The following is a 16,076-nucleotide window of genomic DNA, read 5'->3' as shown; positions in this document are numbered from 1 at the left end:
TAATGTGCGATAAGCAATTGCTTTTTGTAGAAGCAAAGTTACACGCACCACCCTCCTCTCCTTACCCCCAAAAGGGGGTTTTTATTGGGGATAAATAACTTAACTTTGTTATCGTGATAACTAACAAAAATTGACAAACCCTTAATAGTTAGCATTATGAACGGCCATTTATATAAAAAGGTAAGCCGGTATTGGTCATGGTTAATTTTCCTAACGGCTTTTGGTTTACCTTTCACTTTATTCGCACAGTCAGCGGATTCTTTGATTTTGGCACACACCGATAAAAACGGGAAAGTGAATATAAAAGCTGTAATAGAAGCATCCAAAAGCTACTTTTATAGCCATCCCACGGAAACGTTTAAAACTGCAGAAAGAACAATCAGTATCGCAGAAAGACAAAAAGAACCATTAGCATTAGCACAGAGTTATCAATTCATGGGAACTTGCTATTTCCAAGTAAAAGCGGATTATGATTCGTCCTTCCATTATTTGGAAAAGGCAGAACAGCTATTTCGCTCTCTGCGTTCAAAAGAAGCTACGGAAGGTAATGCTATGGTTTTGCATAATTTCGGTACGATCGAACAGGTAAAAGGCGAGTATGTAACAGCTATCGATTATTATATTCAGGCCTTGAAATTATTTGATGAAGCTGAAAACACAAAATTTTATGCTTACACATTGAACAATATTTCTACCATGTATTCCCTTGTAAAGGATTATCAAAAAGCTGAAAAATATGCACGGGATTGTATTCTACTTTCGCAACAAGCGGATGATGCATTTATGGTAGCAACCGGAAGTATTGCACTAACGAGCGCATTAATGGAACAAGGCAAATATGAAGAGGTGGTGCTGCTACTGGAAAAAGTAAAGGAATATGGAGAGCGAAATAACGATCCGTATAAAGTATTTCTATATCATCTCAATTACGGGCATTATCTCATGGCGTACCAAAAGGATTACCCGCTAGCCGTAAAAGAATATGAAAAAGCACGGGAACTTACCGAATCTATTGGGGATGAATGGGAAATCATGCGACACAATTCAGCTCTATCAGAAGCCTATTTTCTGAACAATCAATATGAAGACGCTCATTCTGCAGCTCAAACCACCTTGTTATTAGCTGAAAAGTTGCAGTCGAAAGATAAAAAAGAAATCGCTTCATGGATGCTGGCACAGGTAAATGCGCGTAATCGTGATTTTGAAACTGCTTACCAACAGCTGTCTAACGCTTATTTACTTAAAGATACCCTCTATGATGAAACGAATCAACAACAGATGGCATTTTTAGAAACCGTGTATCAAACCGAAAAAAAAGAACTCAAAATAGACGCATTAGAAAAACAACGAAAGCTTTATATCTTGCTGGGTATCGCAGGGGCAGTTATCCTGTTCATTGCGCTGGCTTTTGCCTTTATCCGTTACCGTTTAGCGGTCAGCAAACGAAAATTGGCCGAAGAAGAAGCCCAACGGTTGGAGCAGGAAAAACAATTGGTGGCGGTGCAGGCCACCTTAGATGGCGAAACCGCGGAGCGTACGCGTTTGGCAAAAGATCTCCATGATGGTCTGGGCAGCATGCTGTCGCTTGTGAAATTCAATTTACCACAAGTAAAAGACGAGGCAGCTGTATTGGAAACCATTGATGTATCCCGCTTTCAAAAGGCCATCGGCATGCTGGACGATTCCATACAGGAGCTTCGTCGGGTGGCGCACCATATGATGCCCGAATCATTGCTTCGTTACGGTTTAAAGGCATCCCTAACGGATTTCTGCGCCGCTATTCCTATCGCTGATTTTCATTACTTTGGCGATGAAACCCGCCTATCGGAAAAGATGGAAATCATGATCTACCGTTGTATACACGAGCTCGTCAATAACGCCTTGAAACACGCCCAAGCCAACCACATCAATGTGCAACTGGTGCAGGAGGAAGACCGCATATCCTTTACCGTGCAGGACGATGGCATCGGGTTTGACCAAGAACAGGTTGTAGAAGGTATGGGTCTACAGAATGTGCGACAACGTGTGGATGCTTTCCACGGCAAGATGAATGTCTATTCTTCCAACCAAGGTACCGAAATTCATGTGGAACTTGAATTGACGAACAAGGAAACATAACTCGGTCTCACCCCCTCCCTTACCCCCAAAAGGGGGTTTTTATTCATCACAAATGCCGTACCTTTGCTATAGGACAACTAACAAACACTGATAACTCTTAATATATCCATTATGAAAAGGCATATAAATAAGGACACCAGACAAATATATCTTTTTTTGTTGTACCTAACGCTGGCTTGCCTTCCGATAGCTTTGCTGGGACAATCTGTGGATTCTTTGATTTTAGCGCACACCGATAAAAACGGGAAGGTAAATGTAAAGGACGTGCTCACTGAAGGTGGTGATTCTTATTACTACAATAACCCCTCAAGCATGTTAGAGGTTGCAGAAAAAGTTCTTAGCATTGCGGAGAAACAGAAAGACCCGTTAGAACGTGCTAGGAGCTATCAATTTATGGCTTCCTGCTATTACAATATAAAGACAGATTACGATTCAACTTTTTATTACCTACAACAGGCGGAAAAACTATACAACACCTTGAATTCAAAAGAGGCCATTACTGCCAAAGCATCCGTTTTTAATAATTACGGCACGTTAAAACAAGATGTAGGTGAATACCCCGCGGCTATTGATTACTATATTCAAGCGTTAAAATTATATGATGAAACAGGAAGTACAGAAAAAAGTGGCCATGTATTGATCAATATCTCAAATTTGTACGCATTACTAGGCGACTATCAAAAATCCGAAAAATATGCTCGAGAGGCTGTCGTATTAGGACAACGGTCTGTCGACCCATTCACGGAAGCAGGGGGAAAAATTAATCTAGCCTCTACGTTGATTAGTCTAAACAAGTATGATGAAGTGATTCCTTTGCTTGAGGATGTCTTAGCGTATGGGGAGAAATACAACAATACATATATAGTATTCCTTTACTATCTGAATTATGGGCGTTATCTAATAGAATATAAAAATGATAAACCTTTGGCCGTACAGCAATTCGAAAAAGCGTATGAACTTGGAAAACTGGTCGAGGATGAATGGGAAACCATGCGTCTTGACGTGAACTTATCCGAGGCCTATTTGAAGAACAGTCAATATCCAGCGGCTTATAACGCAGCGGAAAGAGGTTTGCGGATAGCCGAAAAATTACAAGCAAAAGAATATATAAGAGTAGCTTCGTGGGTCTTGGCACAAGTCGATGTCTACAATAAAGATTTTGAAAATGCGTACCAATTGCTAAACCAAGCATATATTTATCAAGATACCTTGTTCAACGAACAAAACCAACGGAATCTTGCATTGCTTGAAGTGGAATACCAAACGGAGAAGAAAGAGCTTAAAATAGAAGGACTAGAAAAACAACGAAAGCTTTATATCTTGTTGGGCATTGCTGGGGCAATCATTCTGCTTATTGCGCTGGCCTTTGCCTTTATCCGTTACCGTTTAGCGGTCAGCAAACGTAAATTAGCCGAAGAAGAAGCGCAGCGGTTGAAGCAGGAAAAACAATTGGTGGCGGTGCAGGCCACGTTAGATGGTGAAACTGCGGAACGTACGCGTTTGGCAAAAGATCTCCATGACGGCCTGGGTAGCATGCTCTCGCTAGTGAAATTCAATTTACCGGAAGTAAAAGACGAAGCGGCCGTATTGGAAACCATTGATGTATCCCGCTTTCAAAAAGCCATCGGCATGCTGGATGATTCCATACAGGAACTACGCCGGGTGGCGCACCATATGATGCCCGAATCATTGCTTCGTTACGGTTTAAAGGCATCCCTAACGGATTTCTGCGCCGCTATCCCTATCGCTGATTTTCATTACTTTGGCGATGAAACCCGCCTGTCGGAAAAGCTGGAAATCATGGTCTACCGCTGTATACACGAACTCGTCAATAATGCCTTGAAGCATGCCCAAGCTAACCATATCAATGTGCAACTGGTGCAGGAGGAAGACCGCATATCCTTTACCGTGCAGGATGATGGCATCGGGTTCGATCAAGAACAGGTTATCGAAGGTATGGGACTACAGAATGTGCGACAACGTGTAGATGCTTTCCAAGGTAAGATGAATGTCTATTCTTCCAACCAAGGAACCGAAATTCATGTGGAACTTGAATTCTCAAAAAAAGATGAAAATGATTAACGTAGCCATTGTAGACGATCACAAAATTCTAACGGAAGGGTTACAGAGTCTTCTCGAAGATTCCGGTATAGCCAAGGTCGTCGGGGTAGCCCATAGCGCTTCGGAGTGTCGATTATCACTTGGATTTTGGAAACCAGATGTTTTATTATTAGATGTCGGACTTCCCGATATCAATGGGTTAGATTTCTGTAAGGAGATAAAAGAACAATTTCCGGAAATCAAGGTATTGGCACTGACTACACATAATGAGTATGCTATTGTTAGACAAATGCTGGACAACGGCGCTTCCGGATATCTCATTAAGAATGCCATGGCGGACGAAGTGCTGGCGGGAATACAAGCTGTTGCATATGGCGAGATTTTCCTCTGCCACGAAGTAGACCTACTTATGAAACGTCCATCTGAAAAAAACATCTGGCTAAGTCCGCGTGAAAGAGAGTTGCTTCGCCTTATTTCGGAAGGGTTGACGAATACAGAAATTGCGGAGCAGATTTTTTTGAGCCCCGAAACAATCCGGGGCTATAGAAAGAATCTTCTATTGAAATTAGGTGCAAAAAATACAGCCGTACTGGTGAAAATGGCTATCGAACAAAAATTGATATAAAAAATCCCGACCTGTTAAAAGTCGGGATTTTCTATATCACATCAATTCACGCTATACATCAATCTTCGCATATTTGGCATTTTTTTCAATAAATTCCCTACGTGGTGCAACTTCATCTCCCATCAACATAGAGAAAATACGATCACACTCTGCAGCGTTTTCAATCGTTACTTGTCGTAAGGTACGATGTTCCGGATCCATCGTGGTTTGCCACAACTGCTCCGCATTCATCTCTCCAAGCCCCTTATAACGCTGTACATGAACAGAATCTTCCTTACCGGCACCTTTCAAACGTTGAATTGCGCCGATGCGTTGATCTTCGTTCCATGCATATTCAAACTCCTTACCTTTCTTTACTTGATAAAGCGGCGGCGTCGCTATATAGACATAACCTTTCTCTATCAGTTCCTTCATATAACGGAAATAGAAGGTTAAAATCAACGTAGCGATGTGCGAACCATCCACATCCGCATCCGTCATGATAATGATTTTGTGATAACGTAATTTATCAAGATTTAGCGCTTTGGAATCTTCTGCCGTCCCAACACTTACACCCAACGCCGTAAACATATTCTTTATTTCTTCGTTTTCATAAATCTTATGCTCCATTGCTTTCTCCACATTCAGGATTTTACCTCTCAATGGCATAATGGCTTGAAAACGACGGTTACGACCTTGCTTAGCCGTTCCACCAGCCGAATCTCCCTCGACAAAGAAAATCTCGCAAGTTGCAGGATCGTTATCCGAACAATCTGCCAATTTTCCTGGAAGTCCGGAGCCTCCCATGACCGTTTTGCGCTGTACAAGTTCGCGTGCTTTACGTGCTGCTGCCCGCGCTTGGGCGGCAATAATAACTTTCTGTACAATAGTTTTTGCCTCTCTCGGATTTTCCTCTAGGTAGATACCCAAAATTTCGCCTACAGCCATGTCTACAGCACCCATCACCTCATTATTACCTAATTTAGTCTTGGTCTGTCCTTCAAACTGCGGTTCGGCAACCTTAACCGATACAACAGCCGTTAACCCTTCACGAAAGTCATCACCTGTAATATCAACTTTTAAGTTTTTCAATAAACCAGATTTATCAGCATATGCCTTTAAGGTACGCGTCAACCCGCGACGAAACCCAGCCACATGTGTACCACCTTCGATCGTGTTGATGTTGTTAACATAGGAGTGCACATTTTCCGAATAAGTATCATTATATTGCAAAGCAAGCTCTACCGGCACTCCTTGTTTAATTCCTTCGACATAAATAGGTTCGGAAATAAGGGGTTGCCGTGTACCATCCAGGAATTTTACAAATTCTCGCAAACCGCCTTCCGAGAAAAACTCATCCGACTTACGTGAACCGTCTTCATTAATCTCCCGCTCATCAATCAACGATAAGCGCACACCTTTATTTAGGAAGGCTAGTTCACGCAAACGATTTGCCAGCGTATCGTAGTTATACGTGGTTGTCATCGTAAAAATTTCAGAATCCGGACGAAACGTGACTATAGTTCCGGTGATATTACTTTCACCAATTTCCTTAACGTTATACAACGGTTTACCTTTTTCATATTCTTGTTGGAAAATCTTCCCATCGCGATGCACTACAGCCGATAAATGGATGGATAAAGCATTCACACAAGAAACCCCCACACCATGCAAACCACCCGACACTTTATAGGTATCTTTATCGAATTTACCTCCGGCGTGGAGCACGGTCATGACCAATTCCAAAGCCGATTTGTTTTCCTTCTTATTGATACCTGTCGGGATACCACGTCCGTCATCCTTAACAGAGATAGAATTATCGCTATGAATAGTGACGACTATATTGGAACAATACCCAGCCACGGCTTCGTCGATGGAGTTATCAACCACCTCATAAACCAAATGGTGCAACCCTTTAACACCGGTGTCACCAATATACATGGAAGGTCTCTTACGTACCGCCTCCAGACCTTCTAACACCTGAATATTATCCGCGGAGTACGTTGATGGATTCTTATTTTCTTCGCTCATGAAATTAAATTAAAATGAGTATCGTTTAACATTCAAAAATACGATTTTTTTCCCTAAAAATCAAGAGATAATATACGCGTTGTAGCCCACGGTTTAAATCGTATGTTATCCTAAAATATTCCAAAATCAGCGGTTTTAAATCGTATAATTTTTCGAAGAAATAACAAAGAACTTCTAAAATTTGATTTTTTATCTTAGGTTTGTTTTCTGAAAACTATATTAGAATGAATAAACTATTTAAAACTGTATCGCACGTATCTTTAGGATTAGTCGCTATCTTAGCCGTTGCCTCCTGTAACCAAAACGCAAACACAGGCGCTACCAATACGACAAATGATTCGGCTGCATCCGTAGCTGACGCCAACAAAGGAGAGAAAATCGTTTATATAAACTCGGATACCCTATCAGAAAAATACGAATATTATAAAGACGTTAGAACGAAACTAGAAGCAAAGGTAAAAAAAGCGCAAGGTGATTTACAAAGCAAAGGACAAGCTTTTCAACGTGAAGTAGCCGAGTACCAACAAAAAGCAGCTACCATGAGTGCTTCGGAACGCCAAGCTACGGAAGAAAGACTTGCTCGCAAACAAGATGAGCTTGGCCGCCTAGACCAAAACGCCTCCGCATCTATTGCGCAGGATGAATCAACCGAATTCACAAACGTATACAATACAATCACCGAGTATTTGAAAAAACATGCGGAAGAGAAAGGTTATGAACTTGTATTGACGTACTCCGTTTCTAATCCTACCGTGTTATATGCCGAAAAGAAAATGGATATTACCGCGGAAGTAGTAGCAGCGCTGAACAAGGAATACAAGGATAAGCAAGCGAAAGAAAAGAAATAAGAAAAATTCAAACAAATAAGGCTATTCTGAGAATAGCCTTATTTGTTTTCGTAATTTTATGAATATATTATTTCACCTATGGTCCGTACCATCCTAGATTCCGGCAACGCCTCCTTTGATTGGATTGATATATCCGAACCAACACTTGAAGATTTCGCAACACTCAAGACCAAATATCAACTGCACGAAGCTTCTATCAAAGATTGCCTACAGATAGGACAGTTACCCAAGATAGAAGAGTTCGAAAATTATCATTTCCTCATTATACGTTCCATTCCCTCCCGATTTGACAACTTTTCCGATACCTTAACCGAGATTACAGAACGTATATCTGTATTTTTTAGTGATAAGTTTGTGATTACCGTCCATCGCGGAAATATCGAATATCTGGAAAAGCTCGTTGACAATTTCCCTTTCCATAAACTTAACGCCAGCAAACTTTTTATCAATCACCTGACCTCTGAAGCACTAAAAACCTTTGAAAACCTGGTTATCAACAAACTGAATACCCAACTGGACAGCTATGAAGAAATGGTGTTTTTAAACCGACGGAAAAAGGACTTCTTACGTCAGCTTTATTACATTAAACGCCAAATCGATCTTATCCGCATTATATTGACACTTTACAAGGATATCGTGGATTTCTTCCATCTATCCGCATTTAAGAACATCTATACCCAGGACTTAAAAGATATTTATGCTCGCTCGTCAACTTTATATCGCAACATATCGGAAAATACAGCGCAACTTCTCTCGGTGTATTTCAATATAGAATCCAACCATACCAACGATATTATGCGTACACTAACCATTATATCGGTGTTTTTTATGCCGCTTACGTTCATTGTCGGAGTGTATGGTATGAATTTCAAAAATATGCCCGAGCTGGAATGGTACTACGGTTATCCGGCGATCATGGTAGCGATGGCTGTTCTTGCCGCACTTATTTATTACTGGTTTAAAAAGCGTAGGTGGCTATAGTTAGGCGACAAAAATAATGCTCACCGCTTCTTCGGCGTCGTAGCAATAAAGTCTTTCAAGTAGTAGGGTTCAAAATAAACGACATCTTCAAAAATACCCTGTTGGAACTTTTGGAAAGCTAATTTATCAAAAAACGATGCTGAATTACGGAATCCAGTTTCCACCTGCACGGTATCATGGCCATCAAACAGTGTTTCAAATTTGTCTGCACCGCTTCCGAAGAGGACATAGGCCTTACTTCCGGAACCCTCAGAAAAAGAATATTCATCTATAATACGGGCTGCTGTTTCCGCTACACATTGCATTTGCCGATTATATTGAGCCATATACACTTCCATCCGACGCGCATCAATCATCGGCACGAATATGCTCGTTTCGTTTACCACCGCCTTTTGGGACACAAATCCGTAAACCATCGCCTCCAAGGTATTCACAGCGAGTAATGGAATGTCCAGCGCATAGCATAAACCTTTAGCTGTAGAAACGCCGATCCTAAGTCCTGTGTAGGAGCCCGGCCCCATGCTGATGGCAACAGCAGCCAAATCATTCCTTGCGATAGCCGCGGTGTCCAATGCCTGTTCAATAAACAGCGTTAGATGGCTCGCATGTAAATTAGCGGCGTCAGCTTCTACTTTAGCAATTGTTTCACCATTTTTACCGATCGCAACCGAACATACCGGTGTCGCTGTTTCTATTTGTAAGATGTACGTATTCTCAATCATAAACATTATGGAACAGGGTCGTGCCCATGCCCTCCCCAAGGATGGCATCTCAAAATTCGCCGAATCGCCAGATATCCACCTTTGAAAGGTCCATATTTTAGGATGGCTTCCTTACCATATTGTGAACAAGTGGGCGTGTACCGACAGTTGGCTCCCAGAAACGGCGAAATGAAAAGTTGATAAAAACGGATGATAAGTACAAAAAACCACTGTAATGGCTTTTTAATCAGCTTCTCCCATAAAAATTTGAGTATGCTCATCTTTCAGCTTGGTTAATACCTTTCCCATACGTTGATAGAGCATTGTATAGGGTTCCTCTTCCTTTCCCACATATTGGAATGCTAAGAGCAAATGTAGGGAATGTTCCTGAAGAAAGTTATATAAATCTGATTTTTGCAGGCGATAAGCCTCGCGTATGCGACGCTTGATAGCATTTCGATCTACCGCTTTTCGAAAACGACGTTTAGAGACGGAAATCATACATTGTACAGGAAAAACGTCCTGCTGTTTCGACGGTGTGTACAGAAACACGACCCGATAAGGGTAAACAACAAAAGAAGAACCATTACGGAAAAGACTTTCGATAAGTCTTTTGCTACATAATCGTTCTTCCTTCGTAAATGTATAGCTCATTGTGACTATTTGCCGAAACACAAGCCCGCAGGAGTCACCGGCCCGTAATTATTATCCTTTGTGACGGTATTCGTCTGATACAGAAAGACGTCTTCTTCCTTTAGCTCTACGAGCAGCCAATACTCTTCTACCGTTAGCTGTACTCATACGCTCACGGAAACCGTGTTTATTTCTTCTTTTTCTTGACGAAGGCTGAAATGTTCTTTTCATGACGCTATTATACTTGTTTTTTTATATCTTAATCAATCCTCCCTATGCAAGGGAATGCAAAAGTACTGTTATTTTAGAAAAGAAGCAAATTTTACAAAAACTATTTACTCCTTAATATATCCCGAATCTCGGTCAACAACACTTCTTCTTTCGATGGCGCCGCAGGCGCTTCAGGAGCAATTTCTTCTTTTCGTTTCATGGAATTAATTCCTTTGATAACCAAAAAGATACAAAACGCGATAATCAGGAATTGAATAATAACATTAATAAAGTTACCATAGGTAATAGCAACTTCCGTAGTACCTGCAGCCTCATTTGCTTCCGTGATCACGTACCTCATGTTGCTGAAATCAACCCCGCCGGTAATGTAGCCGATAGGTGGCATGATAATATCATCCACCATGGAAGTGACAATCTTACCAAAGGCGCCTCCAATTACCACACCGACTGCAAGGTCGATGACGCTTCCGCGCATGGCAAATTCCTTAAATTCTTTTAGAAATCCCATAATTTTAAATTTAAAAACAATCAATAAACAAAAATGACAATTAAATCTACAATATTCAAGAATTTCGTCATATTTTAACACACACATAAAATTATACTTCATCTGCATGGGTATTATAACATTTACTTAATAGACTTTTTCTATATTTGCCATATAAAAGCAGGACTTGCATCACATATTGAACTTACAAATACTAGCATAAGTAACCGTAAATGAAGAAAATATTAATAGCGGACGACCATAGCATTGTGAGGCTAGGGGCTTCCATGATTATTAAAGAGTGCATCCCCGATGCCCATATTCAACAGGCACAGACATACGATGAGGTCTACGACCAATTGCGTAGAGAATCTTTCGACTTACTCCTGTTAGACATCAACATGCCTGGTGGCAATAATATTAAAGTTATCAAGGAATTGTTGGATATTCAACCCCAAGCTAAAATACTAGTTTTCTCCTCGTATGAGGAAAGCATCTATGCTTTGCGTTACATCAATGCAGGCGCTTGTGGCTATCTTAACAAGACAACCGCTATGTCCGAGCTTAAAAATGCTATAGAGAGTATCATGACACGCGGAAAATACATGTCAGATGCGGTTAAGGAGCTTTACATACAAAAACTTACGACAAGTAAGTCCTCTTTTGACAAGAGCAATCCATTGCATAAATTATCCAATCGCGAAATGGACGTAGCAAAACATCTTACCAAAGGACTCGGTATTTTGGAAGTTGCTAAATTAATGGAATTGAGTTCCTCCACCGTGAGCACCTATAAAAGTCGCGTTTTCGAGAAATTAAATGTGGGTAATATCCCCGAACTCATTGAATTATTCAAACTGCATAGCGAAGCTTAAAAAAGAAAAGTGGCTATTGAAAATAGCCACTTTTCTTTTTTACCTCAAATCATCTATCGTCACCTCCGGAATATCCTTCAGAGATGGCTCTTCCAGATAGCTTCTACGTTGAAACGCATATCCTTTTTCACTATCCAACTCCCACAATAGAGGTGATAAGAAACGAATACAATTTGCAAATCCTTGATTGGTAGCAGCTATATTTCCGGTATCTTTCGAATTTTTAGCCTCGTTTTCTATTTCGAAAGGCCCGTCAAAGCCTCTGCGGTGCAATACCGAAACGAAATCATTCCAGTCCATGTGATCTGTTCCACCAAATCCCGGAAGCATCGCTTCATAATGATGGCGATCCCAATCATGCTGCGGAATGGTAACCCCCGCTTGATCCGCCAATGACGCATCCACGTGCTGCATGGGATACATTCCTCCCCACTCTACGCGTGCTTCTGTTTTCAAATTACGCGTAGTTTTTACGTGAATACGTTTCAAGCGATCGATATCCATCTGTTCTATCACGTCCACGGGATTTACATTTTGCCATATATCATGTGAAGGGTCATATATTTCTCCATGTGCTTTGCTCGGAATTAGCGTATACATCAATTTTCTTGCTGCCAATACAGCAGGCAAATTATTATAAGTAGAGGTATAACGAGCGGAACGCCAACCCTCCATCGGACAGTTTTCGTATACTATCGTCACACCGAGATCCTCCGCGTATTTTACAATCGGTTCGAATACACGCTTGTACTCTTCTAAATTCTTCTGAAACCCGTCGATTTCATTTCCGAGGTCATGGTTGTACCCCACAAATGTTCCTACTTTCACATCATTCCTATCTCCCCCTAAAAGGTGAGCTATTCGAATAAGACGCAACAGGTGGTTTTGATTTTTTACACGTTGTTCGGAATCGCCACCAATCATGTTTTCAAATGCTCCTAAGGATAAACTCAATTCCGCTGCATTAAATTTCTCAATAAGGCGCTTCCCGTCTTCTGGCGAAAAACCTTCGTATTCCAAATGTGTAGCAGTATGATCTTCACGTGTACCGTCTTTTCTAAACACACACAAATCAATTCCCTGCGCTCCTATCTGCTTGGAAGTCGCTATCAGTTCGTCCAAAGACAATTTATCATACGCAGAGCTCATTACCCATATCGGGTTATTTAGTTTAGCCAACATATACGTCTAGATTTTAATTTTTGTTTGGGTAAATATAAATAAAAAAGACAGCATTTCTGCTGTCCTTTTAAGTGTATTTTGATCTCGATGATTAATCAACATTATCGTGCAAGAACGAATTGTTCGGCCGAATCTCAGTTTCTCCATCGTCAAAAGACAAGGTAAACCGCGACACTTGTGATTGCGACGAATGCGGTACATCTTCCAATGATTTTTGCCTACGTTTATAAGCAGGTTCGTTTTCCAACTCTTGTAAACCGTTGCTCGATTTTAGCTTCATACTCAATTCTTTCAAACGTAATATACGTTCTTTCGTTTTCATGAGCTGGTCTTCAAAATCTATTTCCTTTTCATGGGCTATTTCTGCTTGCGCTGCGGGTTCGTCTTGTGCTGTATTTTCTACTTCTTCCACTCCCTGCACTTCGTTACTGTATGTATCAAATACCGATGGCAATTTAAATTCAAAGACGGAAGGTGAGGTTTTCAATTCAAAGCCTGATTCTTCCTGGGTTTCCTCTTGCTCCGGTTCTTCCAAACTCAACGTATGGCGGATAACTTCCGGTTCTTCTTTTTTCGCGACCGCTGCATGAATGGGTTTCGGCGAGGTAAACAAATCTCCTTGCGGAGTTGCAGGAGTTCCCAAAGAGGACGTTTTCTCCGTTGTATCTTGTGGAGGTTTAATGTAGGGCTGTTGTGTATCAGCAGGCTCTTCTTTCTTTACAAACTGATTTTGAGCCACTGGTCTCACAAATTGCTTTGTTGTGGGTTCTGGGGTTAAGGGTAATGCAACTTTTTCCTTTTCTTTTTCTTTGACACGCTCTTCCGCCGTTTGGAAACCTGTCGCAATGATGGTTACCGACAACTCGTCGTCCAAATTCTCATCGATACAATTACCCCAAATAAGATCAGCAGATAAACCTGCTTTTTCCTGGATATAATCGGTAACAATAGCAACTTCATCCATCGTCACTTCATTTTTACCCGAGGTAATATTCAGTAGAATATAGCGTGCACCTTCAATTTCGTTATCTTTCAATAACGGCGATGCCAACGCGCCTGTTACAGCTTCAATAGCACGATTTTCGCCGGTAGATATTCCATTCCCCATGATGGCAACACCACTATCATTCATAACGGTACGCACATCTTTAAAATCCACGTTCACGTAGCCCGGGATGGTAATAATTTCGGCTATACCTTTCGCTGCTGTCGTCAATATATCATCCGCCTTCGCGAAAGCCGCCTGCATGGTAAGGTTACCAAATATTTCCCGCAAACGATCATTCGAGATAACCAAGTAAGAGTCTACATATTTACGTAGCTCTCCCATACCCTCTTCCGCCTGCGCACGACGTCGCTTACCTTCAAATGTAAAAGGAGTAGTTACAATAGCTACCGTTAGGATACCGAGCTCTTTTGCGGCTTTTGCCAATACCGGACTTGCCCCGGTACCCGTACCGCCACCCATACCCGCGGTGATAAAAAGCATCTTCGTATTGGTGCCTAACATGCGTTTGATATCCTCAATACTTTCAATAGCTGAATTTTCACCTACATCAGGGTCTGCACCTGCACCCATTCCCTCTGTTAAACTCGCTCCCAATTGTACCTTGTTCGGGATAGGACTTAACTCCAACGCCTGCGCGTCCGTATTGCAAACGATAAAGTCTACTCCACTAATCCCTTGCTTGTACATGTGGTTTACGGCATTGCCACCGCCACCACCAACACCAATAACTTTGATTATTGATGATTGTTCCTTTAACATTTCAAATTGTATCGACATAAAAATACCCTATTTAACTCTTGCTAAACCACTTAGAAAATCCCCGATAGGTTCAACAATTCAAATGTAATAATACCAAATTCTTCACAACAGTTTTCCACATTTGTGAATTTGTGGAAAAAACACGCGTTGTGGAAAACTTACTTCCTTCCGATAAACGTGTCATCATCAATTCCCGCATCGTCCTTGATAAAATCCGACAGAAGCTTAGAAAACCAACTTTCCTTTTTATTCTTTTCCTCCGCAATTTCTTTCACTTTACTTCCTTTCCTCGATACTTCCACCGCTTGTTCGGTAGCCTCTGCTTCTTCAACAGCTTGCACACCTTTAATCAACAACCCGATAGAAGTTGCATACATCGGACTCTTCAATTCTTCCAGTGCCTGCCTATTCAGCATTTCTGTTTTTGCCAAATATTCGTTTGGATAACCGATTCTACAACCGATTCCAGTAATGTACTCCACTAATTGTACCAAATGCTTCAATTGCGCACCACCGCCCGTAATCACAATACCTGCAATCAACTTATCTTCATATCCGGATGATTTAATCTCGTAGTAAACGTGCTCGATGATTTCCTCCATCCGCGCCTGGATAATATAGGCTAAATTCTTCACCGAGATTTCTTTGGCTTCCCGACCACGGATACCCGGTACGCAGATCACCTCGTTGTCTTTATTCTCGTCCGCCAGAGCAGAACCATAGCGAACCTTCAACTGTTCGGCTTGATTACGTAACACAGAGCAACCTTGTTTAATATCTTCTGTCACGATATTCCCGCCCAACGGAATAACCGCGGTATGACGGATAATACCTTCATGAAAAATAGCGACATCCGTGGTACCACCACCAATATCAACCAACACCACACCAGCAGTCTTCTCCTCGTCATCCAACACAGCTTCAGATGATGCCAGAGGTTCCAAAACCAGGGAAGAAATTTCCAAGTCCGAATTATCTACACAACGTTTGATATTATTGATATCGGTTACACGTCCTGAAATAATATGAAAATTAGCTTCTACCCGGCGCCCAGCCATACCAATAGGTTCTTTGATACCTGGTTCGTTATCAATAGTGAATTCCTGTGGCAATACGTGGATAATTTCCTCGCCCGGAGGAAGCACCAGCTTATACATATCGGAGATTAATTGCTCCACGTCAATACGGGTCACCTCATCGTAGTCACGTTTGGTCAAAATACCACGGTGTTGAATGCTTTTGATATGCTGACCAGCAATCCCCACGTTGACCACTTTGATGTCTACATTGGATTGGGACTCTGCTATGGAGACCGCATCCCGAATACTGCTTACGGTTCTCTGGATATTAGCGACTACTCCGCGGTTTACACCCGAGGACTCTGCTTTCCCTACACCCAAAAGCTCAATCTTGTTGGCTCCGCTACGACGACCGACTGTAACACAAATCTTCGTTGTTCCGATATCCAATCCTACGATGATTGGACTATCTTTTTCGTTTTCTGCTAATCTTGGTTTCATATGCTGTGTATTTTGTTGCTTTATATTCAATATTAA

15 protein-coding genes are annotated in these 16,076 nt (G+C 41.5%); 6 read left to right on the top strand and 9 right to left on the bottom strand.

Annotation, left to right across the window (positions count from 1 at the left end):
• Positions 1–156: 156 nt before the first annotated feature.
• The 3 genes from FXV77_RS03945 to FXV77_RS03935 all read left to right on the top strand — a co-directional run bounded on the left by FXV77_RS03945 (position 157) and on the right by FXV77_RS03935 (position 4,804).
• On the top strand, positions 157–2,118 hold the full coding sequence (locus FXV77_RS03945) for a tetratricopeptide repeat-containing sensor histidine kinase (protein ID WP_148917868.1): 1,962 nt from the start codon (positions 157–159) through the stop codon (positions 2,116–2,118).
• Positions 2,119–2,229: 111 nt separating this feature from the next.
• Positions 2,230–4,200 carry an ATP-binding protein gene (locus FXV77_RS03940; RefSeq protein WP_148917867.1) on the top strand — a complete coding sequence of 657 codons (1,971 nt, stop codon included), beginning with the start codon at positions 2,230–2,232 and terminating at the stop codon, positions 4,198–4,200.
• A complete protein-coding gene (locus FXV77_RS03935) occupies positions 4,187–4,804 on the top strand; it encodes a response regulator (protein WP_187443991.1) in 618 nt (205 codons plus the stop codon). Before FXV77_RS03940 ends, FXV77_RS03935 begins: the two co-directional genes overlap by 14 nt.
• A 51-nt stretch (positions 4,805–4,855) precedes the next feature.
• On the opposite strand, the gene gyrB is transcribed toward FXV77_RS03935, so the two are convergent.
• Positions 4,856–6,814: a DNA topoisomerase (ATP-hydrolyzing) subunit B gene (gyrB, locus tag FXV77_RS03930; protein WP_148917865.1), complete on the bottom strand. Its 1,959-nt coding sequence runs from the start codon at positions 6,812–6,814 to the stop codon at positions 4,856–4,858.
• A 224-nt stretch (positions 6,815–7,038) separates the two neighbouring features.
• On the opposite strand from gyrB, the gene FXV77_RS03925 reads away from it, so the two are divergent.
• Both FXV77_RS03925 and FXV77_RS03920 read left to right on the top strand, forming a co-directional pair.
• A complete protein-coding gene (locus tag FXV77_RS03925) occupies positions 7,039–7,662 on the top strand; it encodes an OmpH family outer membrane protein (RefSeq protein WP_148917864.1) in 624 nt (207 codons plus the stop codon).
• A 78-nt stretch (positions 7,663–7,740) separates the two neighbouring features.
• A complete protein-coding gene (locus FXV77_RS03920) occupies positions 7,741–8,643 on the top strand; it encodes a CorA family divalent cation transporter (protein ID WP_148917863.1) in 903 nt (300 codons plus the stop codon).
• Between the two features lie 20 nt (positions 8,644–8,663).
• Here the strand turns inward: FXV77_RS03920 and tsaB are convergent, their stop codons facing one another.
• From tsaB to mscL, 5 genes are all read right to left on the bottom strand, one after another.
• Positions 8,664–9,365: a tRNA (adenosine(37)-N6)-threonylcarbamoyltransferase complex dimerization subunit type 1 TsaB gene (gene tsaB, locus FXV77_RS03915; protein ID WP_148917862.1), complete on the bottom strand. Its 702-nt coding sequence runs from the start codon at positions 9,363–9,365 to the stop codon at positions 8,664–8,666.
• A 5-nt stretch (positions 9,366–9,370) separates the two neighbouring features.
• Positions 9,371–9,625, bottom strand: a complete 255-nt coding sequence (yidD, locus tag FXV77_RS03910; protein ID WP_148917861.1) for a membrane protein insertion efficiency factor YidD — start codon at positions 9,623–9,625, stop codon at positions 9,371–9,373.
• Positions 9,588–9,998: a ribonuclease P protein component gene (locus FXV77_RS03905; RefSeq protein ID WP_148917860.1), complete on the bottom strand. Its 411-nt coding sequence runs from the start codon at positions 9,996–9,998 to the stop codon at positions 9,588–9,590. The genes yidD and FXV77_RS03905 overlap by 38 nt, the downstream gene beginning before the upstream one ends.
• A gap of 51 nt (positions 9,999–10,049) precedes the next feature.
• Complete coding sequence (rpmH, locus tag FXV77_RS03900; RefSeq protein WP_148917859.1) at positions 10,050–10,208, bottom strand: 50S ribosomal protein L34; 159 nt, start codon at positions 10,206–10,208, stop codon at positions 10,050–10,052.
• A gap of 100 nt (positions 10,209–10,308) precedes the next feature.
• Positions 10,309–10,716 carry a large-conductance mechanosensitive channel protein MscL gene (gene mscL / locus FXV77_RS03895; protein ID WP_148917858.1) on the bottom strand — a complete coding sequence of 136 codons (408 nt, stop codon included), beginning with the start codon at positions 10,714–10,716 and terminating at the stop codon, positions 10,309–10,311.
• 212 nt (positions 10,717–10,928) lie between these two features.
• Between mscL and FXV77_RS03890 the strand changes: the two genes are divergently transcribed.
• Complete coding sequence (locus tag FXV77_RS03890; protein ID WP_148917857.1) at positions 10,929–11,570, top strand: response regulator transcription factor; 642 nt, start codon at positions 10,929–10,931, stop codon at positions 11,568–11,570.
• A 39-nt stretch (positions 11,571–11,609) separates the two neighbouring features.
• Here the strand turns inward: FXV77_RS03890 and FXV77_RS03885 are convergent, their stop codons facing one another.
• From FXV77_RS03885 to ftsA, 3 genes are all read right to left on the bottom strand, one after another.
• Positions 11,610–12,752, bottom strand: coding sequence for a sugar phosphate isomerase/epimerase family protein (locus FXV77_RS03885; RefSeq protein WP_148917856.1), 1,143 nt, complete (start codon positions 12,750–12,752; stop codon positions 11,610–11,612).
• A gap of 91 nt (positions 12,753–12,843) precedes the next feature.
• Positions 12,844–14,538 carry a cell division protein FtsZ gene (ftsZ, locus tag FXV77_RS03880; protein WP_148917855.1) on the bottom strand — a complete coding sequence of 565 codons (1,695 nt, stop codon included), beginning with the start codon at positions 14,536–14,538 and terminating at the stop codon, positions 12,844–12,846.
• A gap of 140 nt (positions 14,539–14,678) precedes the next feature.
• On the bottom strand, positions 14,679–16,040 hold the full coding sequence (gene ftsA, locus FXV77_RS03875; RefSeq protein ID WP_148917854.1) for a cell division protein FtsA: 1,362 nt from the start codon (positions 16,038–16,040) through the stop codon (positions 14,679–14,681).
• Positions 16,041–16,076 lie beyond the last annotated feature (36 nt).

The organism is Sphingobacterium phlebotomi (assembly GCF_008180195.1).
GTDB lineage: Bacteria > Bacteroidota > Bacteroidia > Sphingobacteriales > Sphingobacteriaceae > Sphingobacterium > Sphingobacterium phlebotomi.
Note: the sequence above shows the minus strand (reverse complement) of the source record. Positions and strands in the feature narration are given on the sequence as shown.